Origin of the sequence: Microbacterium maritypicum (assembly GCF_008868125.1) — a bacterium.
GTDB lineage: Bacteria > Actinomycetota > Actinomycetes > Actinomycetales > Microbacteriaceae > Microbacterium > Microbacterium maritypicum.
In genome coordinates this window covers 677,833-701,317 of sequence record NZ_WAAQ01000001.1, presented here as the reverse complement: position 1 = coordinate 701,317, position 23,485 = coordinate 677,833, and the positions used below count along the sequence as shown (strand labels likewise).

Annotated in this window: 23 protein-coding genes, 1 tRNA gene and 1 other RNA gene; 4 read left to right on the top strand and 21 right to left on the bottom strand. The window is 69.7% G+C overall.

Features of this window, described 5'->3' with window-relative positions; genetic code table 11:
* Positions 1-96 precede the first annotated feature (96 nt).
* The 5 genes from F6W70_RS03490 to ffs all read right to left on the bottom strand — a co-directional run bounded on the left by F6W70_RS03490 (position 97) and on the right by ffs (position 4,978).
* Entirely contained in the window at positions 97-1,317 is a 1,221-nt protein-coding gene (locus F6W70_RS03490; RefSeq protein WP_151485925.1) for an acetate/propionate family kinase, read from the bottom strand.
* Positions 1,314-3,446 (bottom strand): phosphate acetyltransferase, encoded by a 2,133-nt coding sequence (gene pta, locus F6W70_RS03485; protein ID WP_127482859.1) that lies wholly within the window; start codon positions 3,444-3,446, stop codon positions 1,314-1,316. The genes F6W70_RS03490 and pta overlap by 4 nt, the downstream gene beginning before the upstream one ends.
* A gap of 65 nt (positions 3,447-3,511) precedes the next feature.
* Positions 3,512-4,207 carry a hypothetical protein gene (locus F6W70_RS03480; RefSeq protein ID WP_151485924.1) on the bottom strand — a complete coding sequence of 232 codons (696 nt, stop codon included), beginning with the start codon at positions 4,205-4,207 and terminating at the stop codon, positions 3,512-3,514.
* On the bottom strand, positions 4,204-4,815 hold the full coding sequence (locus tag F6W70_RS03475; RefSeq protein WP_055873999.1) for a rhomboid family intramembrane serine protease: 612 nt from the start codon (positions 4,813-4,815) through the stop codon (positions 4,204-4,206). Before F6W70_RS03475 ends, F6W70_RS03480 begins: the two co-directional genes overlap by 4 nt.
* A gap of 66 nt (positions 4,816-4,881) precedes the next feature.
* An RNA gene (gene ffs / locus F6W70_RS03470) (signal recognition particle sRNA small type) lies at positions 4,882-4,978 on the bottom strand.
* 144 nt (positions 4,979-5,122) lie between these two features.
* Here ffs and F6W70_RS03465 point away from each other — a divergent pair.
* The 3 genes from F6W70_RS03465 to F6W70_RS03455 are packed head-to-tail and all read left to right on the top strand — an operon-like array spanning position 5,123 to position 9,568.
* A complete protein-coding gene (locus F6W70_RS03465) occupies positions 5,123-6,112 on the top strand; it encodes an AAA family ATPase (protein WP_151485923.1) in 990 nt (329 codons plus the stop codon).
* Between the two features lie 11 nt (positions 6,113-6,123).
* The gene (locus F6W70_RS03460) at positions 6,124-7,314 is read left to right on the top strand and encodes a DUF58 domain-containing protein (RefSeq protein WP_151485922.1); all 1,191 of its coding nucleotides are present in this window, start codon (positions 6,124-6,126) and stop codon (positions 7,312-7,314) included.
* A complete protein-coding gene (locus F6W70_RS03455) occupies positions 7,301-9,568 on the top strand; it encodes a transglutaminase TgpA family protein (protein ID WP_151485921.1) in 2,268 nt (755 codons plus the stop codon). The genes F6W70_RS03460 and F6W70_RS03455 overlap by 14 nt, the downstream gene beginning before the upstream one ends.
* Before the next feature lie 42 nt (positions 9,569-9,610).
* Here F6W70_RS03455 and trhO read toward each other — a convergent pair whose 3' ends face one another.
* The 13 genes from trhO to mpaB (F6W70_RS03405) form a co-directional block, all read right to left on the bottom strand.
* Positions 9,611-10,501, bottom strand: coding sequence for an oxygen-dependent tRNA uridine(34) hydroxylase TrhO (trhO, locus tag F6W70_RS03450; protein WP_055874011.1), 891 nt, complete (start codon positions 10,499-10,501; stop codon positions 9,611-9,613).
* A 63-nt stretch (positions 10,502-10,564) separates the two neighbouring features.
* Complete coding sequence (locus F6W70_RS03445) at positions 10,565-11,299, bottom strand: hypothetical protein (RefSeq protein ID WP_151485920.1); 735 nt, start codon at positions 11,297-11,299, stop codon at positions 10,565-10,567.
* Positions 11,296-12,024, bottom strand: a complete 729-nt coding sequence (locus F6W70_RS03440) for an ABC transporter permease (RefSeq protein ID WP_151485919.1) — start codon at positions 12,022-12,024, stop codon at positions 11,296-11,298. Before F6W70_RS03440 ends, F6W70_RS03445 begins: the two co-directional genes overlap by 4 nt.
* Positions 12,021-12,737: an ATP-binding cassette domain-containing protein gene (locus F6W70_RS03435; RefSeq protein ID WP_055874017.1), complete on the bottom strand. Its 717-nt coding sequence runs from the start codon at positions 12,735-12,737 to the stop codon at positions 12,021-12,023. The genes F6W70_RS03440 and F6W70_RS03435 overlap by 4 nt, the downstream gene beginning before the upstream one ends.
* Positions 12,738-12,807: 70 nt before the next feature.
* Positions 12,808-14,406: a daptide biosynthesis intramembrane metalloprotease gene (gene mpaP / locus F6W70_RS03430; protein WP_151485918.1), complete on the bottom strand. Its 1,599-nt coding sequence runs from the start codon at positions 14,404-14,406 to the stop codon at positions 12,808-12,810.
* A gap of 4 nt (positions 14,407-14,410) precedes the next feature.
* Positions 14,411-15,238 (bottom strand): daptide-type RiPP biosynthesis methyltransferase, encoded by an 828-nt coding sequence (mpaM, locus tag F6W70_RS03425; RefSeq protein ID WP_151485917.1) that lies wholly within the window; start codon positions 15,236-15,238, stop codon positions 14,411-14,413.
* A 64-nt stretch (positions 15,239-15,302) separates the two neighbouring features.
* On the bottom strand, positions 15,303-15,422 hold the full coding sequence (gene mpaA3, locus F6W70_RS17945) for an MpaA3 family daptide-type RiPP (protein WP_017829101.1): 120 nt from the start codon (positions 15,420-15,422) through the stop codon (positions 15,303-15,305).
* A gap of 36 nt (positions 15,423-15,458) precedes the next feature.
* Complete coding sequence (mpaA2, locus tag F6W70_RS17940; RefSeq protein ID WP_318278785.1) at positions 15,459-15,584, bottom strand: MpaA2 family daptide-type RiPP; 126 nt, start codon at positions 15,582-15,584, stop codon at positions 15,459-15,461.
* Positions 15,585-15,624: 40 nt separating this feature from the next.
* Entirely contained in the window at positions 15,625-15,759 is a 135-nt protein-coding gene (mpaA1, locus tag F6W70_RS17935) for an MpaA1 family daptide-type RiPP (RefSeq protein ID WP_017829103.1), read from the bottom strand.
* Positions 15,760-16,950 carry a daptide-type RiPP biosynthesis dehydogenase gene (mpaC, locus tag F6W70_RS03420; RefSeq protein ID WP_151485916.1) on the bottom strand — a complete coding sequence of 397 codons (1,191 nt, stop codon included), beginning with the start codon at positions 16,948-16,950 and terminating at the stop codon, positions 15,760-15,762.
* Positions 16,947-18,206: a daptide-type RiPP biosynthesis aminotransferase gene (mpaD, locus tag F6W70_RS03415; RefSeq protein WP_151485915.1), complete on the bottom strand. Its 1,260-nt coding sequence runs from the start codon at positions 18,204-18,206 to the stop codon at positions 16,947-16,949. Before mpaD ends, mpaC begins: the two co-directional genes overlap by 4 nt.
* The gene (mpaB, locus tag F6W70_RS03410; protein WP_151485914.1) at positions 18,203-19,252 is read right to left on the bottom strand and encodes a daptide biosynthesis RiPP recognition protein; all 1,050 of its coding nucleotides are present in this window, start codon (positions 19,250-19,252) and stop codon (positions 18,203-18,205) included. Before mpaB (F6W70_RS03410) ends, mpaD begins: the two co-directional genes overlap by 4 nt.
* A complete protein-coding gene (mpaB, locus tag F6W70_RS03405; protein WP_318278784.1) occupies positions 19,252-20,259 on the bottom strand; it encodes a daptide biosynthesis RiPP recognition protein in 1,008 nt (335 codons plus the stop codon). Before mpaB (F6W70_RS03405) ends, mpaB (F6W70_RS03410) begins: the two co-directional genes overlap by 1 nt.
* 236 nt (positions 20,260-20,495) lie before the next feature.
* Between mpaB (F6W70_RS03405) and F6W70_RS03400 the strand changes: the two genes are divergently transcribed.
* A tRNA-Ser gene (locus F6W70_RS03400) sits at positions 20,496-20,583 on the top strand.
* Positions 20,584-20,695: 112 nt separating this feature from the next.
* On the opposite strand, the gene F6W70_RS03395 is transcribed toward F6W70_RS03400, so the two are convergent.
* Genes F6W70_RS03395 through F6W70_RS03385 form a run of 3 tightly spaced genes read right to left on the bottom strand, consistent with a single transcriptional unit; the run spans position 20,696 to position 23,419 of the window.
* Positions 20,696-21,298: a GNAT family N-acetyltransferase gene (locus F6W70_RS03395; RefSeq protein ID WP_127482873.1), complete on the bottom strand. Its 603-nt coding sequence runs from the start codon at positions 21,296-21,298 to the stop codon at positions 20,696-20,698.
* A gap of 29 nt (positions 21,299-21,327) precedes the next feature.
* Positions 21,328-21,957, bottom strand: coding sequence for a phosphatase PAP2 family protein (locus tag F6W70_RS03390; protein ID WP_170287850.1), 630 nt, complete (start codon positions 21,955-21,957; stop codon positions 21,328-21,330).
* A 31-nt stretch (positions 21,958-21,988) separates the two neighbouring features.
* Positions 21,989-23,419: a multidrug effflux MFS transporter gene (locus tag F6W70_RS03385; protein WP_373695294.1), complete on the bottom strand. Its 1,431-nt coding sequence runs from the start codon at positions 23,417-23,419 to the stop codon at positions 21,989-21,991.
* Positions 23,420-23,485: the final 66 nt, after the last annotated feature.

The window sequence follows — 23,485 nt, the reverse complement described above, 5'->3', positions numbered from 1 at the left end:
CCTCCAGGAGAAGGGCGATCGTCGGGCCGGCACCTCTCCGTGCCACTGTGCAAGCGTAATGCGGCGGCGCGCCGCGGGGTAACCCCCGCGGACGGATCAGATCAGCTCGGCCGTCTGCCGGGCGATCTGCAGCTCTTCGTCGGTCGGCACGACGAGCACGGTCACCGGGGACGCATCCGCGGAGATCCGACGGATGCCGCGCTCGCGTGCCGCGTTCCTGACGGGGTCGATCTCCACGCCGGCGAAGCCGAGCGTGGCCATCGCGGCAGCGCGCACCAGCGCGGCGTTCTCGCCCACACCGGCGGTGAAGGAGATGACGTCCACTCCCCCGAGCTGTGCGATGTAGGCCCCCGCGTAGGCGCGCAGCCGGTGCACGTACACGTCGAAGGCCAGAACCGCCGCGTCCTCCCCCGCCTCGACCCCGGCGAGGATGTCGCGCATGTCGCTGCGTCCGGCGAGACCTGCGAGCCCGCTGCGGGTGTTGAGCAGGGAGTCGAGGTCGTCGATCGAGAGACCGGCACGGCGGGACAGGTGCACGAGTGCCGCAGGATCGATGTCACCCGAGCGCGTCCCCATCACGAGTCCCTCGAGCGGGGTGAGGCCCATCGAGGTCTCCACCGATCGTCCGCCGTCGATCGCGGTGACCGACGCCCCGTTGCCGAGGTGGAACACCAGCTGGCGGAGATCGGCGAGGTCACGGCCGAGGAAGTCTGCCGCCGCCGCGCTCACGTACTGGTGGCTCGTGCCGTGGAAGCCGTAGCGGCGCACCCGGTGCTCCGCGGCGAGCGCGGCATCGATCGCATAGGTGTAGGCGGCGGGCGGGAGCGTCTGGTGGAACGCGGTATCGAACACCGCCACGTGCGGCACCTCGTCGAACACCGCGCGCGCGGCGACGATGCCGGCGAGGTTCGCGGGGTTGTGCAGCGGCGCGAGCACCGCGAGCTCGTCGATCTGCCGCTCCACGTCGGCGTCGATGAGCGTCGGGGCGTAGAAGCGGGCGCCGCCGTGGACCACACGGTGCCCGACCGCGACGGGGCGATGCTCCTCGAGCGAGGGGCCGTGCGCGGCGAACTGCTCACGCATCATCTCGAAGGCCGCGGCGTGATCGGCGATCGGCCTCTCGCTGCGATAGGTCGCATCGAGCATGGTCGGCACGGCGTCGCCGTCGACCGCGGGGCGCACCGTGTGCGCGACCGGGCTGACGTCCTGCCCGATGCGCTCGATCAGTCCGCTGGCGAGCAGGTTCTCCTGCTCGATGTCGATCAGGCTGTACTTCAGCGAGGAGGACCCGCTGTTGATCACCAGGATCGCGCTCATGCAGCGCCTCCCGTCTGCGCAGACCCCTGGGCCTGGATGGCCGTGATGGCGACCGTGTTGACGATGTCGTCGACGAGCGCGCCACGGGAGAGGTCGTTGATGGGTTTGTTGAGCCCCTGCAGCACCGGGCCGATCGCGACCGCGCCGGCCGAACGCTGCACCGCCTTGTAGGTGTTGTTGCCGGTGTTCAGATCGGGGAACACGAAGACCGTCGCGCGCCCCGCCACAGCGGAGCCGGGGAGCTTCGCCTTGGCGACCGCCGCATCCGCGGCAGCGTCGTACTGGATCGGCCCCTCCACCGGCAGCTCGGGTGCACGCTCGCGCACCAGGGCGGTCGCCGCGCGGACCTTGTCGACGTCCGCTCCCGATCCGGACTCCCCCGTCGAGTACGACAGCATGGCCACGCGCGGTTCGATGCCGAACTGGCGGGCGGTCGTCGCCGACGAGATCGCGATGTCGGCGAGCTGCTCGCTCGTCGGGTCGGGGATCACGGCGCAGTCGCCGTAGACGAGCACCCGGTCGGCGAGAGCCATCAGGAACACGCTGGAGACCACGTTGACGCCCGGTTTGGTCTTGATGATCTCGAACGACGGACGGATCGTGTGCGCCGTCGTGTGCGCGGCGCCGGACACCATGCCGTCGGCGAGACCCAGGTGCACCATCATCGTGCCGAAGTACGACACGTCCGTCACGGTGTCTGCGGCCTGGGCGAGGGTGATGCCCTTGTGCGCCCGCAGCCGCGCGTACTCCGCGGCGAACCGTTCGACGAGGTCGGGGTCGGTCGGGCTCAGCACCTGGGCGGCGGTGATGTCGATGCCGAGTTCGACGGCCCGCGCACGGATGGACGACTCGTCGCCGAGGATCGTCAGATCGGCGACCTCCCTCGCGAGGAGCGTGGCGGCGGCACGCAGGATGCGATCGTCGTCGCCCTCCGGCAGCACGATGCGACGACGGTCGGCGCGGGCGCGTTCGATGAGTCCGTACTGGAACATCAGGGGCGTCACGACGTGCGCCTCGGCGAGCCCGAGCTGCTCGGTGAGCTCGGCGATGTCGACGTGGGATTGGAAGAGACCGAGCGCACGGTCATACCTTGCGCGCGAATCCGCCGAGATGCGGCCGCGGGTGCTCATCACACGCACCGCCGTGTCGTAGGTGCCGAGGTCCGTCGTGATGATCGGCACCGACGAGGCGAAGCCGTCGAGCAGCCGAACGATCGGCTCCGGCAGCGGGAATGGGCCGTTCAGGATGATGCCGGCGATGCGGGGGAACGTGCCGGAGGAGTCGGCCAGCAACGCGGCCAGCAGCACCTCGGTACGGTCGGCGGGGATCACCACGACCGCTTCCTCGGTGAGTCGCGGCAGCACGTTCACCATCGACATGCCCGCGACGACGATCGTCAGCGCCTCCCTCGTCAGACGATCGTCATCGCCTTGGAGCAGGGTGCCGTCGACGGCGGCGAGGATGCCGCGGATCGACGGTGCCACCAGCGCGCGGTCCTCGGGGATCGCCCATACCGGGGTGTTCTCGGCGGGGAGTGCGGCGTGCACGGCCTCGATGATGGCGTCGAGGGCTTCGGGATCGGCGCGGTTGACGGCGACGGCGAACAGCTCGGCCCGCTCCTCGGCCAGCTCGGACAGCGCGAGGGCCGCGATCTGCGCGATCGCCCCGGCGGGACGCGCCGTGGTGGTCCCCAGCTGCTCGGCCTGGCGCTGCTGATCGCGGCCGCTGAGCACGAGGAGAACGGGTGCTCCGAGGTTGGCGGCGATCCTGGCGTTGAACCCGAGTTCGGCGGGGCTCGCGACGTCGGTGTAGTCGCTGCCGATGACGACGACCGCGTCGCACTGCGCCTCGACCGCCTTGAACCTCGCCACGATGGTCGACAGGGCAGCCTCGGGGTCGGCTCGCACGTCGTCGTAGGTGACGCCGATGCAGTCCTCGTAGTCGAGGTTGACCCCGTCGTGCGCGAGCATCAGCTCGAGGATCTCGTCTCGCGCGGTGACCGAGCGGGCGAGGGGGCGGAACACGCCCACCCGCGGCGACACGCGCATGAGGGCGTCGAGCGCCCCGAGGGCGATCGTCGACTTTCCGGTATGGCCTTCGGCCGAGGTGATGTAGATGCTCTGCGCCACGGCTTCAGCTTAGGCGCGGCGCCCGTGAACCCACCGAGCATCTCACCGGAGCAAATGGCGCGGCATCACTCGCACGGGCCGGACATCGCGTCGACGACCGCCGTGGCATCCGTCTGGAACCGCGAGTAGTAGTCGCGGTCGGTGTTGATCTGCACCCGGTGGATCGCTTGCGAGGGCTCCATCGTCTGCCACTCGGGCAGCCGCCCGAGGCGATCGAAGAACAGCGTCGTCGCGGTGGCCGGGTCCATCCGCTGCTCGACGCTCCCCCACCACTCCTGCTGCTGGAAGAGGCCGATGCTGGTCGTGCGCGTCCCGTCGGGATTTGTGAATCCGCGCGTCTCCCAGTCGCCGTAGTCGATGTTGCGCAGGCTGCTCTCGCCCATCGCCGTCATCACCCCGAGGATCTGCCCCTCTCTCGGGAAGCCGAGGGCGCCGGCCGTGCGGATGATCGTCGCGGCGTTCTCGAGCTGCTCTCCGCTCCAGCCCTCGATCCCCGCTTCGGGGAACGTCTGCGGATCGTCGATGCAGATCGGGGCGGGATCGCGCGCGAGGCCCAACGGGATGAGCACGAGCAGTCCGACGGCGACGGCCAGCGCACCGGCCGACAGCAGCGTCCGTCGCAGGATCCCGCGACGTCGCCGACGGTTCGCCGCCTTCCCTCTCGTCCCGGTCTTGCGATGTCTCGGTGTCCTGGTGCGTCTCGCCGCAGGCCTCTTCCTCGCCTGCCGGCGCTTCGCCCTCGATGCCGGTGCGGCGCTCATGACGTGAGGGCTCCGCCGGAGGTGCGAGCACGACGCCCGACGAGAGCGGCGAGGCCGCCGCCGATCGCGCCGAACAGGTGCCCCTGCCAGGAGATGCCCTCGGCGACGCCGAAGACCCCGGCGAGCATGGATCCGCCGTAGAGCGCGATCACGATGACGGCGATCACGGCGTAGAGGATGCGGTGCGCGACGCGACCGGGGGCGAACACCCGCATCACGACGTAGCCGAAGTAGCCGAAGACCAGACCCGAGGCACCGACCGTCAGGGTTCCTGGGGCGTTGAACACCCAGGTGCCGATACCGCCCACGACCGCGACGATGGCGGTGACGGCCCAGAACCGACGCGTTCCCTCGACCGCCACGAGACAGCCCAGCACGAGCAGAGGCACGGAGTTGGCGATGAGGTGCTGCCAGTTCGCGTGCAGGAGCGGACCGAGCACGATGCCGCCGAGCCCCGAGGCGTCCCAGGACCGCAGCCCGAATCCGGTGAACGAGCCGGGAAGGATCGCATCAGCGAACTGCACGACCCACATCACGACGAGCAGGAGCACCGGCGAAGCGAATCGGCCGAGCGGATGCTGCGCCTTCTGCGGCGGGGTGACGGTCACCGGACGATTGTCGCAGGTGCAGCCACGAGCGGCCTGAGCGTGCGGTCGGGAGAGCCCGCGGGAAAAGAAAATGACTCTCCGCGCACCCAGCAGAGCCCGGTTACCCTTGCTGCGTTTCCGCCCTGGGGGAATTGGCCTGGATGCCGCCACGCGGAGAGCCGTCAACCATCCTAACCCGACCGGCGCAATGGTCCGAATCGTGTCTCTCCTCCCCGCGCATCCTCAGGGGAACCTGCCAGAGCGGCGCACCCTGTGCAGGGTTACGATCGAATAACGCGCACCGCTGCGCCGACGTGAGAGGGAACGCATGCCAGAGAACGCCCCCCTGATCCCGGTATCGATCGATGCCGAGACGTTCGCCGCGCAGACCTCTGCGATCCTCGGTTCGATCGGCCAGGTCATCGACGGCAAGCCGGATGCGGTGCGCAGCGCTCTCGTCTGCCTGCTGGCCGAGGGGCACCTGCTGATCGAAGACGTGCCGGGCGTCGGCAAGACCATGCTCGCCAGGGCTCTCGCCGCGAGCGTGGACGCGACCGTGCGCCGCATCCAGTTCACGCCCGACCTGCTCCCCGGTGACGTCACGGGTGTGTCGGTCTACAACCCGGTCGATCGCGAGTTCGAGTTCAAGCGCGGCGCCGTGTTCGCCCACATCGTGATCGCCGACGAGATCAACCGCTCCTCCCCCAAGACGCAGTCCGCCCTGCTGGAGGCGATGGAGGAGGGTCAGGTCACGGTCGACGGCGCCACGCACCTGCTGCCCCAGCCGTTCCTGGTCGTCGCGACGCAGAATCCCCTGGAGATGGAGGGCACCTACGCCCTCCCGGAAGCGCAGCGCGACCGATTCATGATGCGCATCTCGATGGGGTATCCGGATGCCGCCGCCGAGGCGCTCATGCTGCGTCAGCGCGACGTCGTCAGCCCGCTCGCCGCCGTCACGCCCGTCGCGGACGCGGCATCCATCGCCCAGCTCATCGCGTGGGCGCGGGCGGTGCACGTGGCCCCGGCTCTCGAGGAGTACACGGTCGCCCTCGCCCAGGCCACCCGCTCCGACCCGAACCTCCACCTCGGCGCAAGCCCCAGGGCCACTCTGCAGCTGGTCAGGGCCGCGAAGGTGTGGGCGGCCCTCGACGGACGCGAGTACGTGATCCCCGACGACATCACCGCCCTGCTCATCCCGGTCCTCGCGCACCGTCTGCTCCCGGCGCGCGGCGCGCACCGCGCAGGCGCACAGCCGATCGAGGCCGCCCTGACCCAGATCGTCGAGCGGGTGCGCGTGCCCGTCGCGACGCGTTCCTGACAGCTCTCATCATGCGACGACGTCGATCCCTCACCGGCCGCGGTGCCGGAGCGCTCGTCGCCGCGCTCTGCTGCCTGATCGCTGCGAACCTCCTGGGCGCGCGCGTGCTGCTCTACCTCGGTGTGCTGCTCGCTGCCGTCACCCTCTTCTCGCTCCTCGCGGTCCGCCTGCCGCGACGATCCGGCACCGTCACCCGCCAGATCTCGACCGACCTGCTGACCGTGTCCGAGACCTCACGAGTGACCGTGCGGTTCTCCCTGCGCGCCATCCGCGTGCCGCGCGGACTCTGGCACGACGTGCTCCCCGACGCCGTCTCCGCGGACTCCGGCGGCGAGTATCCTCCGGAGAACGGCCGGCTCAGCTACCTGATCACGGGTGTGCGGCGCGGCGTCTGGCCCGTCGGCCCGCTGATGCTGCGCACGGTGGACCCGTTCGGTCTGGCACAGCGCGAGCAGGCGTTCGGGGAGACCAGGAGCGTGACCGTCGTCCCCGAGGTGTTCGCCCTCGCACCTCTCGCCGTGCGGGTCGGTGCCGCCGGTGGAACCGCGCACACCTCGTCGACCCGGCTCGGACAGGGCAGCGACAACCTCTCGCCGCGGGGATACATCCCGGGCGACTCGATGCGTCGCATCCATTGGAGGGCGACGGCGCACCGGGGTCAGCTGATGGTGCGGCAGGAAGAGGAGGAGTCCAGCCCCGACGCGGTGGTCGTGCTCGACCGGAGCGGTCGCCGCTGGGATGCCCCCGGGGCCGAGGCCGATCCGGCCTTCGAAGCCGCCGTCTCGCTGTGCGCCTCCGCTGCGGTGCACCTGGCCTCCGAGGGCTACAGCGTCGACGTTCTCGACAGCGCGGGCACCCTCCTCGGCGCTCTCCGCGGCCACGAAGACGACCGCGACGGGCTGCTCACGGCTCTCGCGATGGTCACGCCCCGCGGCGAGAGCCGCGACCTGGTGGCACTCATCGGCGGAACACCGCCCGGCCCACTCGTCTACATCACCGGCCGCCTCGACGAAGAGGACGCCGCGGTGCTGCGTGCCGCCGGCGCTGCTGCGCCGATGCTGTTCAGCACCGAACTGCTCCCGGGCGCCACCGAGGCCTCCACCCGTCACGGCTGGACCGTGGCACGGCTCGGCGACGACATCTCCGCCGCCTGGGAGGATGCCGTCTCGGCACGGATCGGAGTCGGCGATGTTCCGCGCTGAACAGGCCCCGCCGGCCGCGCCCGCCGCGGTGCGCCGACCGGCGTTCTGGCACCGCGATCACGAGGAGCCGGCCGGGGTGGTCGGCACCGGGGCGCTCGCGGCGACGGCGGCGCTCGTGGCCATGTGGCCGTTCACCTCGGTCATCGCTCCCGGAGCCTGGTCGTTCACCGTCATCGCCGTGATCGTCGCCGTGGCCGGCACCGGAATGCTGATGCGGCACCTGCTGCGCCGACGAGCCGAGTGGGTGCAGGACCTCGCCACGCTCGCCACGCAGGTCGTGGTCGCCGTCGCGGTCGTGACGCTGCTCATCGCCGGTGACACCGCCCTCTTCGGGATCATCCCGACCTCCGCGACGCTGACGCTGTTCGGGGTGCTCGGCGCCTCCGCTGTCGAGGCGGTCGTGTTCGGCTCCGCGCCGCTGGATCCCTCCCCCGGGCTCGCGGCCGCCATGGGCATCGGCTTCGCGGTCGTCGCGATACTCCTGGACCACCTCGTCACCCACCGTTCCGCCGTATTGGCGGTGCTGCTGACCGGGGCCGTCGGCGCTGTGCCGATGATCGTCACCCTCGGCGAGACGAACGTCGTCTGGTTCGTGCTCTTCGGTGCGGTCGCCCTCCTCGTCTTCCGCCACACGGCGCGCAGACATCCGGAATCCCCACGCCGCTCCTCCGCATCGGTCGCCGTCGCGATCGGGGCCGCCGCGATGGCGACGACCATCGCCGTCGCCCCGATGCTTCCTGTCAGCACCAGCCTCGCCGGCACCGGCGTCGGCGTCACGGTCGATGCATCGCTGCGTCTGGGTGACGATCTGCGCCAGCCCAATCCGGTCGAGGTCCTGACCGTGGCGGCGAAAGGCGAGACCGCGCCGTATCTGCGCCTGACGACGCTCTCGCGGTTCGACGGACGCGTGTGGCAACCCGACGACGGGGATCTGCAGTCGCAGGACGACGGATTCGGTCCCCCGGAATGGGGAGAGGACATCACGACGGAGGAGCAGACCACCTCCATCCGCGTGCTGCGGATGTCGAGTTCCTGGCTCCCCGTGCCCTACCCCGCCACCACCGTGCAGGGGCTCAGCAACGCATGGCGGATCGCCCCCGAGAACCGCACGCTGTACTCCCGCGGCGCCGATGCCGTCGGGAACGACTACACGGTCACCTCGTCGCGACTCCTCCCCACGCTCGAGCAGATCCGAGCCATCGATGCCGCCGCTCCCGTCGTCGATCCCGACGCCGAACCGGTCGAGCTGCCCGGCATCATCGGCGAGCTGGCCACCGAGGTGACCGCAGCCGCGAGCGCCGACTACGACCGGCTCATCGCGCTGCAGAACTGGTTCCGTTCGCAGTTCGCCTACTCCCTGGAGACCCCGGTGGAGGAAGGCTTCGACGGCACGGGAGCAGAAGCCGTCGCGGAGTTCCTCGACGCGCGATCCGGGTATTGCGTGCATTTCGCGGGGGCGTTCGCACTGATGGCAGAGAGCCTCGGCATGCAGGTGCGCATCGTCGTGGGATACCTCCCCGGCTCGCTCACCGACGAGAAGCGCGGCAGCGAGTCGGTGTTCTCGGTGACCAGCGATCGGCTGCACTCCTGGCCCGAGGTGCTGTTCCCCGGTGTCGGATGGGTCCCGTTCGAACCCACCGCGTCGCTGGGTGTGCCCACGGCCTTCCGCCCGGGGGCGACGCAGGGCAGCGGATCCGGGACCCCGTCCGCACCGGCACCCACCACGGCACCGCAGGCCGAGCAGACCTCGGGTCCCGAGGTCGACCGCAACGACGCCGGCGGAGACTCGGCCAGCGGCGGCGAGCTGCGCCGCCTCGACCCGACACCGGTCGCCCTCACCGCCCTCGGCGTCGTCGTGCTGCTCCTGCTTCCCGCGCTCATCCGGCTCGCGGAACGTCGGGCGCGCCTGAGCAGGGCGCGCCGTGGCGACCCGGCCGCCGCCTGGGCGGAGTTGCGCGACACCCTGATCGACCTGCAGATTCCCGTCACCGACGCCGACACTCCCCGCGTGCGCGCGGCCGGTCTGGTACGGCAGAACGGGGTGGATGCACACGCGATGCGTCGGCTGACGGATGCGGTCGAGCGGTCGAACTATGCCCGCTCCGGCGAGGCATCGGACGATCTCGCCGAACCACTGGGTGAGGTGCTCGCGAGCCTGCGACAGAGCGCCGATCGAGCGACGAGGGTGCGGGCGGTGCTGGTGCCCCGCTCCCTGTATGCGCCGCGAGCCGCCGAACCCGGTATGACGGCCTGAACCGTAGGCGTCAAGTGGCGTGCGGGTCAGGCGGCGTGCGGGTCAGGCGGCGTGGGCGGTGCAGGGGACCGCGACGCAGTCCTCGCACACGACGAATTGCGAGCGGCACGACGGATCGGGACAGTTGGCGGTGCGCTTGGTCGCGGCCCCGCATCCGACGCATTCTCCGATGACCGCGGCGTGGTCGGAGAAGTCGACGGAGCCGCGGCCGTCGAAGACGTACAGGGAACCGTCCCAGAGGCCGTCGTCGCCGTACTTCTCGCCGTATCGGACGATGCCGCCCTCGAGCTGGTAGACCTCTCCGAAGCCACGGGCCGTCATCAGGCTCGACAGCACCTCGCAGCGGATGCCGCCGGTGCAGTAGGTCACGACCGGCTTGCCCTTGAGGTCGTCGTAGACGCCAGAGTCGAGGAGCTCGACGAAGTCTCTGGTGGTCTCGGTGTCGGGCACGACCGCGCCGCGGAAGCGCCCGATCTGCGCTTCGAGCGCGTTCCTCCCGTCGAAGAACACCACTTCCTCGCCGCGCTCGTCGATCAGACCGTGCAGCTCTTCGGGCGTCAGACGAGTGCCGCCGCCGACGACGCCGTTCTCATCGACGCGCAGCTCCCCCGGTGCGCCGAACGACACGATCTCGTCGCGCACCTTGACGCTGAGCTTCGGGAAGTCGACGCTGCGCCCTTGGGCGTCCACCCCGGTGCCTTCGCTCCATTTGATGTCGGCGTCGGCGAAGGGCTGGTACGAGCGGAACGACCGCAGCCATTTCTTGAGCGCACCGATGTCGCCCCCGAGGGTGCCGTTGATCCCGTCCTTCGAGATGATCAGACGCCCACGCAGGCCCAGCGCCTCGCCGATGTCTCGCTGCCAGACGCGGATGGCGTCGGGGTCGGCGAGCGGGGTGAACGCGTAGAAGAGGACGATCTTGGGTGTTGCCACCTAGGGATCCTACGTCGTGGGCCACGGCCGATCCGAACCTGCGCTGACGCGCCGTCGAGGCGGCTACGTCACATCGCGCCTCAGGAACGCGAGCGCCCCCGCCAGAAGAGCCGCCACCATCCATCCGGCCGTCACCCCCGCGGCCAGGGAGCCGTCGAGCCGATCGGTCGCTGCGACTCCGAGCGCGCCGATGTCGAGGCGGAAGGCTTCGAGCATCACGAGGGGTGGAAGGTAGACGGCACCCGCTCCCCAGAGCATCGCGAGAAGCACCGGCCCGCTCATCGACAGGGACACGAGGAAGAGAGCCACGAGATGGACCTGCACGACCACTCCCAGTCCCATCCCCCACAGTCCTGCCACGGCGCCGAGGGCGAGTGTGGATCCGACGGTGGACCACTCCGCGGGAATGCCGCCCGCGGTGACGGTCAGTGCGAGGTGACCGCCGACCATTCCTGCGAGGGACACGACCGCCCCGCCGACGACGGCGCCGGGTACGCGGACGAGCAGGGTCACCCACCGGGACTGCAGCATCAGGCGCTGAGCGATCACACCGTCACGCCGGTCGACCGTGTAGCGGAACGAACCGTACACCGCTGCGAGAACCGCGCCGTACATCGCGATCACGGCCGTGAGCGACCCGGCGAGCGCTTCTCTGGCCTCGAGCGGAGCACCCGCGAGGTCAGGTGGGATGCTCATCGCCAGGGAGAGGGACATCAGCAGCGCCGCCACGGTCACCCCGAGGAGAACGATGTCGCCCGCGAAGCTGCGCGCCTGTGCTCGCAGGGCGCGGCCGATCACCCCACCCTCCGGCGTCCTGTGAACCAGGCGACCGCCACGAGCCCTGCGGTCCATGCGAGTCCGACTCCGAGGGCGGGGGCGAACGCGAGCAGCCGGTCCTGGAATCCGGGAACCCCCACGGCGGCGATGGCCAATCCTGGCGAGAACTTCGCCACCTCGGGTGCCGTGCGCAGCAACGCGAACTCGAGGACCATCGGCAGAACGAGGACGATGATCGCCGTCGCATAGTAGTTGCGGGTGATCCAGCCGACGGCTCCTCCGATGAGCGCACCGAGCACCGCACCGGCCAGCGCGCCGGCGTACAGCTGCCAGGACTGCAACGACAGAGCGAGTGTCAGCCCGTTCTCGGCCAGGACGAGGAAGATCCCCAGCGTCCAGGTGACGAAGATGCACACGGACAGCGCGATCGCGATGAGCGCCCCGGCGATGAGCTTTCCCGAGAAGGCACGTCGGAAGCCGACCCCGGTGAGGGTTCGCTCCATCGAGGAGTAGTAGTACTCGCGCGTGACCGCGTACGCCCCGACGAACGCTGCGGAGATCACCGACCACGCGAGCGGCTCCAGAAGACGGGAGGTCGCCGTGTGGGAGTCGACCCCGGCGAGGTCGAAGCGTGAGCCGTCGGAGAACAGCACGAACAGCGGCATGAGCAGGGCCACGAGATAGACCGGCAGAACGGAGGGTCCGCTCACCGCGCGCAGCAGCTCACTGCGAATCGCGTTCCTCATGCGGACGCACCGCCGACCAGGTCGAAGTACTTGCTCTCGAGCGAATCGTCGTCGCTGGTGACCAGGTCGCCAAGCCGCCCGGCGAACAGGGCTCGTCCCTTGATGACGACGACCTCATCCACGACCTGTTCCAGTTCGGCGAGCTGATGACTGGAGAGCAGGACGGTGCCCCCGCGTTCGGCGAAGGCGCGCAGGAACCGGCGGAGCCAGCGGATGCCGTCGGGATCCAGACCGTTGGCCGGCTCGTCCAGGACGAGTGTGCGCGGGGAACCCACCAGAGCCGTCGCCAGCCCGAGACGCTGGGCCATGCCCGTCGAGAACGTCTTCACCCGGCGACGGGCATCCGCTGCCAGCCCCACCTCGTCCAGCACCTCGTCGACCCTGCTGCGCGGTGCCCCAGCCGCGAGTCGGCAGATCTCCAGGTGTCTTCTGGCGGAGATGCCCGCTTCGAACCCGAACCCGTCCATGTGGACGCCGACGTGCGATGCGGGGTTGTCGAGGGCCGAGAACGGCACACCGTCGATCAGGCTGTCTCCGCCCGAGGGCCGGAGAAGGCCGACGATCGCTCGCAGAGTCGTCGATTTCCCCGCCCCGTTCGGGCCCAGCAGCCCGACGATCGATCCGCGCGGGACGACGAAGGACAGCTCCTCGACGGCGGTCCGCTGGCCGTACCTCTTCGTGAGTCCGCGCACCTCAATGGCGTAGTCGTTCATTCTCATCCTCTTCCGCTCTCTCGCTCTGCAGGGTCGCCAGTGGCAGCGTCACGCCCGTCGCCCAGAGCGACTACCACACGTTTCGGACGCCGAGTTCGACGCGTGCCTGCCCCGTCGCAGGCAGTCTCGGGTTCCCGTCGCTGAGATCCACGCCCGCGACGATCACCGCCGGCAGGGTCACACCCTCCGCCGTCACGGGGAAGAGCGCGTCGAGCGGCACCTCCGTCGGTATCGCTCGCGGTCGGGTGACCGTCCCCTCGCCGACCCGCTCATCGGCGAGGATGCCGCTGCTCATCAGCACGACGCGCGCGCCTTCCGGCACTTCCGTCTCGGCGGCGCCGCCGGCGTGCAGGAGGACCACGTGGCCGCCCTGCGCCGAAAAGCCGAGCGTGGTGGTCACCGGTACGGGGATCAGGACTCCTGCGACCGCGATGGTCGAGACCAGTGCGGCGAGGACGGTGAAGAACCGCAGTCGCGAGACACCTGACCGGAAGGCGCGGTGCAGTGCCCTCGAGACGAGGACGACGCCGACGACGACCACGACGGCTTCCAGGGCGACCACGAGCAGACCGAGGACCGGTCCGCCGCCGGCGACCGCTCGAGCCGCCCGGCCGACGGCGAACAGCACCAGGACCACCGGAGCGAGCAGGCTCGCCAGGCCGAACGGCACGCTCCACCACGTGTTCAGGCTCTTGGCCGCCCTCTGCCCGCCGAACAGGAAGCGGGTCAGGAAGTTCGCGCCGTCACGAATCGTCCGTGCTCTCAGGTTGGGCTCATCCAGCGCGCTCATGAGGGCGATGTACCCGTCGAACCGCACGAACGGGATCAGGTTGACGAGGACGATGGCAGCGCAGGCGAGCGCGAGAAGCACCAGCGTCTGGCGCACCTCGGTGTCGGGCAGCGCGAGCGCGACGAGAAGGGCCACGGCGGCGACGGCGGCATGCACGGCGGGCCCGGCCAGGGCGATCGCGACGCGTTGCCGGCGATCGGGGAGGCGCCAGCCATCGGTCACGTCGACGAAGAAGGCGGGGGTGAGATAGAAGATCATGAAGCCGGCCCTGCGGGGTCTTCCCCCGAACCTCGTGAGCGTGAGGCCGTGCGCGCCCTCGTGGAGCAGGGTCAGGAGCGAGAGCACGGCGACGAGGATCACGAGGCCGGACAACGGTATCGGCGAGGTGAGCGCGCTGCGCAGCTCTCCCGCCTGCAGGATCGCCGCCACGAGTCCGAGGCCGAGCAGCACGGCGACGGTGGCACGGACCGCCCTGCCCGAGAGCGGAACGACCAGATGGTCCACGCGGCCGAACAGGGCAGGCGCTCGAAGCGTCGCGATCTGCAGGGTGAACGGGGGCCGATAGTCCCAGCGGCCAGGTGGCAGCTTCGTGTCTCCGTCGAGGAGTCCGCTCGCGCGGAAGCGAAGCACCAGACCGAGAAAGCTCTCCCACGACTCGGCGGCGGCGAAGCGCATGTGCAGAGCGTGAAGCGGGGTCTCGCCGTCCAGCGCCGTCAGCATGTCGACGACCGCGCCCGAGACCCGCGACGAAGGCACGCCGTGCAGCATCACGATCCATGCCGCTTCGTCGATCCCCTTCTCGAAGGCGACGCCGGCGGCCAGGAGCGGGCGCGCGTCGGGGGTGAGCGCCGTTGCGGTCCGCGGCGCTCTTCGACGCACGAAACTAGTCGGAGGCATCGCCAGGTGCCTCTCTCCTGGGTCCCGCGAGCGAAGTCGTGAGGAGGAGGATCTCCACTCCGTGACTCGTGCGCACGGGCGAGACGGCGGGTGGGGCGAAACCGGCCTCCACAGCCTCTCGAGAGAGCATCTCCTGGCTGAGCACCTGCAGGCGGCTCGTGAGGACGGTCACCTCCGCACCGGCCACGAGGTCGGAGGCGCGAACCCAATTGACCACACGTGCCCCGCCGTCATGGTCCAGCTGCTGTGAGAAGAGGTAGGTCTCCTCTCCCTCGGGTCCGGGCACACCGATCTCGTGATCTCGGGCAACCGCGAGGCTCTCGGCAGCGTCGCCGCCGGCGACGGTGAAGGCGAAGACACCTCTATCGGCGAGATGCCGTCGCACGCTCGCGTAGAGGCCGGACCTTCCCGCACGATCGAGCAGCGTGATGGAGGTCGCCCCGATGACGATCAGGTCGTAGAGACGCCCCAGGGAGAAGTCGCGCATGTCCGCGACGACGCAGTCGAGTGAGGCGTGGTCCGGCAGCGCCCGTCGTAGGTGGGAGAGCATGTCGTCGGAGAGATCCATCGCGGTCACCGTCTTGCCCGATCTCACCAGCGGGATCGTCAGCCTCCCGCTCCCCGCCGCGACGTCGAGGATCGGCCCCGCGGAGTCTCTTGCGAGCGCGAGCACTTCGCGGATCTCGGCACGGTCCGCGCCGACGAGCCGCTCGTAGAAGTCGGTGCCGACTCCGGCGTACAGGTCTTGTGCCTTGGGCACCGCGCCGACCGCCTCGAGTCGCGCCGACAGCGCTTCGGTGATCAGGTCTGACATTCGCACATCGCCTCTCCGGGGGAACAGGGGGTGCGGGCGTGCGAGATACGCCCGCACCCCGCGGTCAGGTTGCGATCGCTGCCGCTCCGCCGATGATGGCGATGATGTAGCTGGCGTGCTCCCACCATTCGAGCGGTGCGTCGATGTGTTCGAGTTCTGTGAATTCCAGCGATTCCGTCTGCAAGGCGAACCTCCTTTGTCGAGCTTTCGAATGCTGGGCTTAGGTCAAGGCGAGAATTCCGATGATCACGCCCACGGCGAATCCGCGAATGTAGTCATCGGTGTCGTTCAGGGTCTCCATGGCCTCGAGTTCCGTGAACTCGAGCGTCGGCATTGCGGTGTGCATTCTTACCTCCCTTCCGCTTTTCGTGTTCCGCCACCAGAGGTCACGTCGCGGCGGCTGCGCCGATCCCGATGAGAACCAGCGCACCTATCGCGCCCTGATAGAAGCTCTCCCAGCTGGGGGCCTCCATCGTTTCCAGTTCCTGGAACCGGATACTCGTCTCCTCATTTCTGCCCATCTAATTCACCTCCTTCGAAAGCACGGTCGATGGTCGGCGATCTGCGCCGACCGGCTCAGGGCTCCAGCACGATTCGCGGAGCAGATCACGGAAGTCGCCCGCGGTGAGACCGGGGAGCATCGGCTGGCGATTTCCCCATGCCGCTTCGGTGGCGGCGGAGATGCGGTCCACGTCATGAGCGCTCGGCTCGGGCGGACGCGGAATCCCCCAGCGGTCGAGGAGCGCAGCGATCCCGGCGGGCGGTTCGACGGGCAATGTCGTTCCGATCGACGCCCGCGCCCAGAACCCCTCCAGGCTCTTCCGATCGCCCCAGCGCGTGTCTCCCGAGCAGATTCGTCGCCAGACCGCGGCGATGACCGCCGCCGTGGCGACGATCTTGCGGACCTGCAGCAGAAAGGCCACTTCGTTCGCCACATACCAATGACGGGCACTGTAGGGATCCCGCCCTCTGAGCGCCGCGCTGCGCTGGGTCGCGGCACTCAGTCGCGCGATGCGGAGCCTTCCCGCCGCGGAGTCGGGGTCGCGGGTCGCCGCGTCGATGAGCGCTCGGCCGAGGGCGACGGCGTCGCGGTTCCCCCTGGCGCTTCTCCGCGCGCTCGTCGAGGCGCCCGCCAGACGGAGGAACGCCTCCAGCGCTCCCTCCCTCACGGCTTCGGGCGTGAGGGAGGTGAGGTTGCAGGGATCGATGATCGCGTGCCGTGGTCTCAGGGCGTGCCCCACGATGAGTCGGTGACCGCGGTCGGTCGTGAGGATGCCGACGCTGTTCGTCTCGGACGACGTGCCCAGCGTCGTCGGCACGGCGATGATGTCCACAGCCGGCAGAGCGTGGGGCAGGAACGTGAGCGCCGACCTCGACGCATGCCCGATCGCGTAGTCGAACACGCGCCCGCGGGCGAGCGCCAGTGCGGCGATCTTGCTGGCGTCGAGCACGGTTCCTCCGCCGACGGCCACGATGACGCTCGGCGACCGGTCGACGATCTCCTGCGCCATCGTGACGACGGCTGCCACGTTCACCGCGGGTGCGTCGATCGTCACCGTTCTCGCCGAGTGGCCGTCCAGGAAGGGGGCCGCGACAGCCGCGTCCGCCACCACGAGAGTCTCGCGGCCCGCCGTGAGGCGCTCCATCATCTGCCGGGCGATCCCTTCTCCGTGCCACAGGGTGGGAACTCGACCAGCGAAGTCCGAGGTCATGCGGATGCCTCCTGCGCCTGAGCCAGCCCTGAGCGGATGGCTGCGCCCACCTCATGGAGCTCGTCCGCGGTGAACCCGTAGGCGGGAATCAGCTCGATCGAGCTGGGACCGGGCTGCACCAGGACGCCGTTGCGCGCGATGGCCGCGACGGCGTGGAGCACCTCCGCCCCGGAGAGCGGGGCCTGATCCTCGGTGCGAAGCCCGAGCCCTATGAAGCATCCCCTTCCGGTGATCTCCGTGACCACGCCGTCCGACAGCAACGACGTCGCCAACTCCCCCAGCCCGGCTCCCAGCGCTCGGGTGGTCGATTCCACATCGATGCGGCGCAGTTCCTCGATCACCGCGATGATGGCCGCCGCGCAGGCCGGGGTCCCCGCCTGCGTCTCGCCGTGGACGAACGTCCAGCCCCCGCGGACGAATTCGGAAGCGACCCGGTCACCCACCAGAAGCGCCGCGGCGCCCATCGCGCCGTTCGTCAGTGCCTTGGAGAGGATCAGGACATCCGGTGCCGCCGCCCAGGTGTCGGTGGCGAGCATCGTCCCGGTGCGGCCGAACCCCGTGGCGACCTCATCGGCGACAATCAGGAAGCCGTACTCCTCCCTGAGGGCGAGGAGGCGATCGATGAACGCTTCCGACAGCGCGTACGCGCCGCTGCCGAGGACGGGTTCCACGACGACCGACGCCACCCTGGATCCTTCTCGCTTGAGCAGCGTCTCCAGCTCTTCGCCGTCGTCGCTGTGAGAGACGTGTCTCACCGCTCTGCGGTCGACGAAGTAGGCGGATTGGAGGAGGTCGTCTCCGCTCAGGGCATGACTTCCGTACATCGTGCCGTGATAGCCGCCTCGGAGACCGACCACGATCGAACGGGACCCGCCCGACTTCTGCGACCAGTACTGGCGTGCGAGCTTCATCGCAGCGTCATTCGCCGCCCCGCCCGACGTGGAGAAGATGACGCGGCGGTAGCGGCTCGGGTCCGCCAATTCGATGAGGGCTTCCGCCGCGTCTTGCGCGTACCGATGGGGCGCTCTGAACAACGACAGGTACGAGGCGTCACGCGTGGCCCTGTCCACCGCGTCGGCGACCGCCGGGTTCCCGAAGCCGAGCGGAACGTTCCACAGACCGCTCGTCGCGCACAGACGTGTGGATCCGTCAGCGAACTCGATGCGGTTCCCTGCCGCGCCGACGGCCACGCGGTCGTGCGTGAAGATCTCGTCCGCAGGGAGCATCGACGTCCACAGCGCGTGCGGCAGGCTCACCCTTCGACCCCCGCGGTTCGGCAGCGCGCATCGTCGGGCGTGCCGACGTGGACGCTGAGCGCCGTGCGGGCTTCGCGGCACAGGGCGCGGGCGTCGGATGTCGCGATGCCGAGCCGTCGAGCCACGCGGTCGGCCGCGACCTCGGTCGAACGGGAGGTCTGCGTGGCGGCGACGACGACGGCCGTCGACGCCGAGAGCAGTTGGCGGCGCAGGGATCCGATGTCCGCGAGCAGGAAGCCGTCGTCGGTGTCGAGCAGGAACGGATCCGTGGCCAGCGGTTCGGCGTCGGCGCGCCCGTCATCGATGAGCGACCAGCCGAAGCCGGAGATCTTGGCGGTCGCAGTCTCCAGCCGGAGCATCTTGATGAGGTCCGTTGCTCCGAGGTATCGCGCGATCCACTCGCGACACGCCAGGTCGGCTGCGAGCACATCACGGGGCACGACGCCTCCCAGTGCCGCAGCACCGGGCAGCGGAACCGTGAGCAGCGCCTCGAGATCGGCGGTGCTGCCGAGGATCTCGCCCTGCAGGCCCAGGCTGACCGCGCCGTCCGGGCTCAGTCTGAGAGCGCTCGGGGCCTCCAGCCCATCCGGCCTCACCAGCGCAGCGCGATCGGCGAGAAGCACCCGCGGATCGGTCAACGCCGAGGGGAAGACTCCGGTGCGGCGCGCGAGTTCCGCATCGTCGAGGAAGGCTCGCCAGCTGGTCTCATCGAAGAAGCGGACGGCGGTGGGACCGATGATCTGCACGAACGCCGCCGCGACGTAGTCCTGGAGCTCGACGCCGCGTTCGCCGAAGAAGAGCTCGTCGCCGACCTCGCGCAGCGCGCCGCTGTACCGGGCGGTGCCGGCCGGCCCGTCATACGGCGCGCTCTCCGCCGGCAACAGGACCACGTCGTCGTGACCGGCCACGTCGTCGAGGTCGCTGACGTCTGCTCCGCCCTCGAGGAGGAAGATCCGGGAGTGCTCCGTATGCTCGCCGGTGATCCATTCGCGCAGCGCCCTGGCGCCGAAGAGCTCCGGCTGAGCAGCGTGGTCGTCGTCTCGCATCAGAGGCCTTCGTCCCGGCTCGCGGCCACGTCGAGACCCGCCGCTGCCAGGTCGCCGCGGACCTCCCGCACCACGGGAGCGACGCTGCTCGCGCGTCTGTCGAGCTCGGCAGCGAGCAGGGACACCGCCGCCGACTCGTCTCCCGTCGCGATCAGACATTCGGCCGCACGCGCGGCGTCGACCCCGAGGCGGAACCGACGACGAGTCACGGGATCCACCAGCAGATACTCGTCATCGCCGCCGGTCAGCAGGAACGGCGCGTCCGCGGATACGACGCCCAGGAGCGCGGGGAGTTCGTCGAGCGCGCGCACGATGTGCCCACCGAACCCCGAGATCGCCGGACGCGCCGGGATCCCGTCCCACTGACGCAGTATCTCGAGCGCCGCCACGTACCGCGCGAGCCACCGTCTGTCGTCGAGGTCGGCCTCGAACATGCCGCGGTCGACGATGCGCGCGAAGGCCCGCCCTCGGCCCGCGCCGTCGACGGCGCGGGCCTCGACGTCCGCACGCTCATCTCCGACCTCCCCGATAACGAGTCCGTCGGGGCCGTCCCGATACTCGCCATCTGCGCTCACGTGGACCCGCACGAGAGCGTCCGGCTGGTGGTCGGTCCCGACGAAGGAGACGAGGGAGTCGATGAGAACGGCGCTGCTCAGCAGCTGCTCGACGAAGACGCCGGATTCCCTCGCCGTGTCGGCGTCGCTGAAGAAGGCGGCCACGCCTTCCGCGCTGCACTGCCGGATGACGGTGGGCCCGACGATCGACACGAAGGGCACGGCGACGTACTCCTGCAGTTCGAGCGTCTGGCGGCCGTCGAGGGTCAGCTGGTCTCCGGGCCTGCAGAAGCGCCCGTCGTATTCGACGACTCGCGGATCGCTCCGCACGGCCGTGCCTGCCGGGGTGAAGACGACGTCCCCCGCCCTGCTCCCGCTCAGCACCGCCTCGAGGTGCGTGCCGGATTCCAGGAAGAACACCGCTCCCTCGACGAACCCGCGCCGTGCGCTCACATACTGCTCGAAAGCCGTCGCGGTGCGGTGGCCGCTTCGTGTCGCCGTCGAACTCGCCTGCATGCTTCCCCCAGAGAAACGTCGTATCACGATAGAAGGCGATACGTCCTCAGATGAGGCTATACAGACGGCAGGTGACTTGCAATATTTCACATCCGGGGGTGCCGAAGGTCCGGGTGTCGGCGATCTGTCCTGTCGCACGCCCGGCATCGGATAGGATGGACAGGTTGTTCCTTGGTGACGTGTCCGAGCGGCCGAAGGAGCACGCTTGGAAAGCGTGTGTTGTGCAAGCAACCGCGGGTTCGAATCCCGCCGTCACCGCCAAACAAGAAGAGAGCCCCCGCTGGTGCGGGGGCTCTCTTCTTGTTTATGGGGCATTGGGGACCCCGAAGGGGCGGGCACCGGGGCCCGCCCTCGCCGCCGGAATCGCGAGGGCTCAGCCGTCGAAGCGCACGCCGTAGATCTGACCACCCGGCTCCGCCGGCAGGCGCGTCATCCCGAGCCGCTCGTAGAAGGCGGCGGCACCGGCATTGTTCGGGTCGATCCCCAGGTGCAGCCCGCGCACCCCACGCCGGGTCAGCTCGGCGAACAGCGTCTCGATGAGCTGGCGACCGAGACCCTGCCCCTGAGTCTCGGGAAGCAGGTCGATGTGCAGGTGGGCCGGGTGATCCGCGACGTTCGGCTCGATGCCGGCGGCACGGCTGTATCCGTAGTCGATCATCCGATCCTCCCGCGTGGCCACCTCCACCGGCCGGGGGTGGCGTCCCTCGAGCGTCGGCCACCACTCCTCACGGAACCAGGTGTAGAAGGCGTCGGTGTCGTCCGTCGCCACGATGTAGCCGATCGTGCGCTCGTCGTCGCTCTCGACCACCCACGCGAGATCGGGATGACGCTCGGCGTAGGGCACCGCGAACAGGTCGCCCCACAGCGAATCGTCCGACAGCACACCGGTCGCATCCGCCCCGGCATCCGCCGTCTTCACGCAGATCTCGTACAGCGCGGCACGATCGGTGGGGCGGTACGGACGAATGCGGGACACGGCGACTCCTCGGGAGGGAACGGGTCCTGTCAGCCTATCGGCGCCTCGACCGCGACTCTGTTGCGCTGCACCCACGGGAGCAGCCAGGCGGCGAGCACCAGCACGACACCGGCGCCGACCAGCGCACCGCCGAGGGTGTCGGTCGCCCAGTGCACCGAGAGGAAGGTGCGCGAGAGCGCCATCGCGAGCACCCATGCCGCACCGACGATCGCGACCCAGACCCGCGGGAAGAGCACCCAGAGCACGAGCGCGATCGTCGCGGCGTTCGCGGTGTGACCGGAAGGGAACGAGCCGTAGTCGCTCACCACCAGCATGTCGTCGGGCCGCGCACGCCCGAAGAGCTGCTTGAGCAGCTGCACACCGGCGGCACTCGCGGCGAAGCAGAGAGCGGCGAACAGCGCACCGCGCCACCGCCGTGCGATCACGAGCACCAGGATCGTCAGCAGCGGTATTCCGAGGATGGCGACCCAGCCACCACCGACCCAGTTCAGCGCGAGGGCGAAGTCGACCATCCAGTCCGCACGGGCCCCGGCGATCGTGTCGTTCCACCACCGATCGAACCCGGGGGTCGCCGGGTAGGCGAACACGACCACGGCACCCAGCACCGTCGCGAGCGCGAGGAGGCCCACTCCCCACCACAGCAGCATCCGCCTGTTCATCGTCCCATTCTGTCGGACGATGCCTGAACACTCAGGGAGCGAGCATCCCGACCGTGCGCGGACGCACGACGAACCAGAGCGACAGGATGCCGATCGCGGCACATCCGACCATGACGGAGGCCATGGTCGTCGCGGTGATCCCGGCGTCGTGCGAGAGCCATCCGACGACGGGCGAGATGAGGCCGGCGACGCCGAAGTTCGTCGCACCGATGATGGACGCCGCGGTTCCTGCGGCTTTTCCGTGACGGTCGAGCGCCAGCACCTGCACGTTCGGGAACGTGAATCCGCACGCGGTCATGAACACGAACAGCGGGATCACCGTGCCCCACAACCCGAGGCCGAGCTGATCCGTGACGATGATCGCGACTCCGGCGAGCAGCAGCACCGCGGTCGAGTAGGCCATGACCCACTGCGGCCCGAAGCGCGCGGCGAGTCGGGACGCGGTCTGCACGCCGAAGACGACACCGAGCGAGTTCACGGCGAACAGCAGACCGTACTGCTGCGCATCGAGCCCGTGCGTCACCTGGAACAGGAACGGCGATGCCGACAGGTAGGAGAACAGGCCGGAGAAGGTCATCCCGCCGATCACGAGCACGCCGAGGAACACCCGGTCCGAGAGCACGGAGCGGTACCGCTGCAGCATGGTCGCCCCTCCCCGGCCCTGGCGACGTGCGACGGGCAGGGTCTCCGGGACGAACAGGATCGTCGACAGCAGCATGACCACGCCGTAGGCGGCGAGCACGCCGAAGATCCCACGCCAGGGCATGAGCGTGAGCAGCCACGAGCCGATCAGGGGCGCGATCACCGGAGCCACACCCGAGACCAGGGCGAGGCGCGAGAGCATGACGACCAGTCGCCGCCCGCCGAACAGGTCGCGCACGATCGCCATGGCCACGACGCCACCGGCCGCCGCTCCCACGCCCATGAGCACGCGGGCGACGCTGAGCAGTCCGAGGTCCGGCGCGAAGGCCGCCCCGACGCTGGCGAGCACGTGCAGCGCGGTGACCGCGATGAGCGGCACCCGACGCCCGACCTTGTCGCTGAGCGGTCCGACCACGAGCTGCCCGAGCGCGAACCCGATCATCGTCCCGGTCAGGGTCAGCTGGATCGCGGCGGCGGTGGTCTGGAAGTCCTCTTCCAGCACCGGGAATGCCGGGAGGTACAGGTCGATCGTGAACGGGCCGAGGGCCGTGAGCGCGCCGAGCAGGATGATGTACAGCGTCCGGCGTCCGAGGGAGATGGCATCTCCGGGGTGCAGCATGACCGGCGCGGTCGCGGGGTTCGCGCCGAGTGTGCGGATCGCGCCGGTCGCGCTCGGGATGCGGATGCTCCCCGTCGCGGTGCGCTCCGGATGCGGGGCCTGTTGCGCGTCGGCAGCGGAATCGTCCGCCTTCACGACGGGGAGGGAATCAGTGCGGGGAGCGTCGGACACGACGTCCTTCCAGAGTTCGGGGGAATACATGGGTCGAATCGATTCGACCTGGGGAAGCCCCTATGTTACCGCCGCTCTGCCCTCCTCCGACCGCCA

Bases quoted from the DNA above. Each gene is read 5' to 3' on its own strand.
- F6W70_RS03490 (WP_151485925.1), bottom strand. From the start codon at position 1,317: ATGAGCGCGATCCTGGTGATCAACAGCGGGTCCTCCTCGCTGAAGTAC.
- mpaB (WP_151485914.1), bottom strand. From the start codon at position 19,252: ATGCGAGACGACGACCACGCTGCTCAGCCGGAGCTCTTCGGCGCCAGG.
- F6W70_RS03460 (WP_151485922.1), top strand. From the start codon at position 6,124: ATGCGACGACGTCGATCCCTCACCGGCCGCGGTGCCGGAGCGCTCGTC.
- F6W70_RS03440 (WP_151485919.1), bottom strand. From the start codon at position 12,024: ATGAGGAACGCGATTCGCAGTGAGCTGCTGCGCGCGGTGAGCGGACCC.
- mpaM (WP_151485917.1), bottom strand. From the start codon at position 15,238: ATGTCAGACCTGATCACCGAAGCGCTGTCGGCGCGACTCGAGGCGGTC.
- F6W70_RS03480 (WP_151485924.1), bottom strand. From the start codon at position 4,207: ATGAGCGCCGCACCGGCATCGAGGGCGAAGCGCCGGCAGGCGAGGAAG.
- F6W70_RS03390 (WP_170287850.1), bottom strand. From the start codon at position 21,957: ATGAACAGGCGGATGCTGCTGTGGTGGGGAGTGGGCCTCCTCGCGCTC.
- F6W70_RS03455 (WP_151485921.1), top strand. From the start codon at position 7,301: ATGTTCCGCGCTGAACAGGCCCCGCCGGCCGCGCCCGCCGCGGTGCGC.
- mpaA1 (WP_017829103.1), bottom strand. From the start codon at position 15,759: ATGGGCAGAAATGAGGAGACGAGTATCCGGTTCCAGGAACTGGAAACG.
- F6W70_RS03385 (WP_373695294.1), bottom strand. From the start codon at position 23,419: ATGTATTCCCCCGAACTCTGGAAGGACGTCGTGTCCGACGCTCCCCGC.
- F6W70_RS03465 (WP_151485923.1), top strand. From the start codon at position 5,123: ATGCCAGAGAACGCCCCCCTGATCCCGGTATCGATCGATGCCGAGACG.
- mpaC (WP_151485916.1), bottom strand. From the start codon at position 16,950: ATGACCTCGGACTTCGCTGGTCGAGTTCCCACCCTGTGGCACGGAGAA.
- F6W70_RS03435 (WP_055874017.1), bottom strand. From the start codon at position 12,737: ATGAACGACTACGCCATTGAGGTGCGCGGACTCACGAAGAGGTACGGC.
- mpaA2 (WP_318278785.1), bottom strand. From the start codon at position 15,584: ATGCACACCGCAATGCCGACGCTCGAGTTCACGGAACTCGAGGCCATG.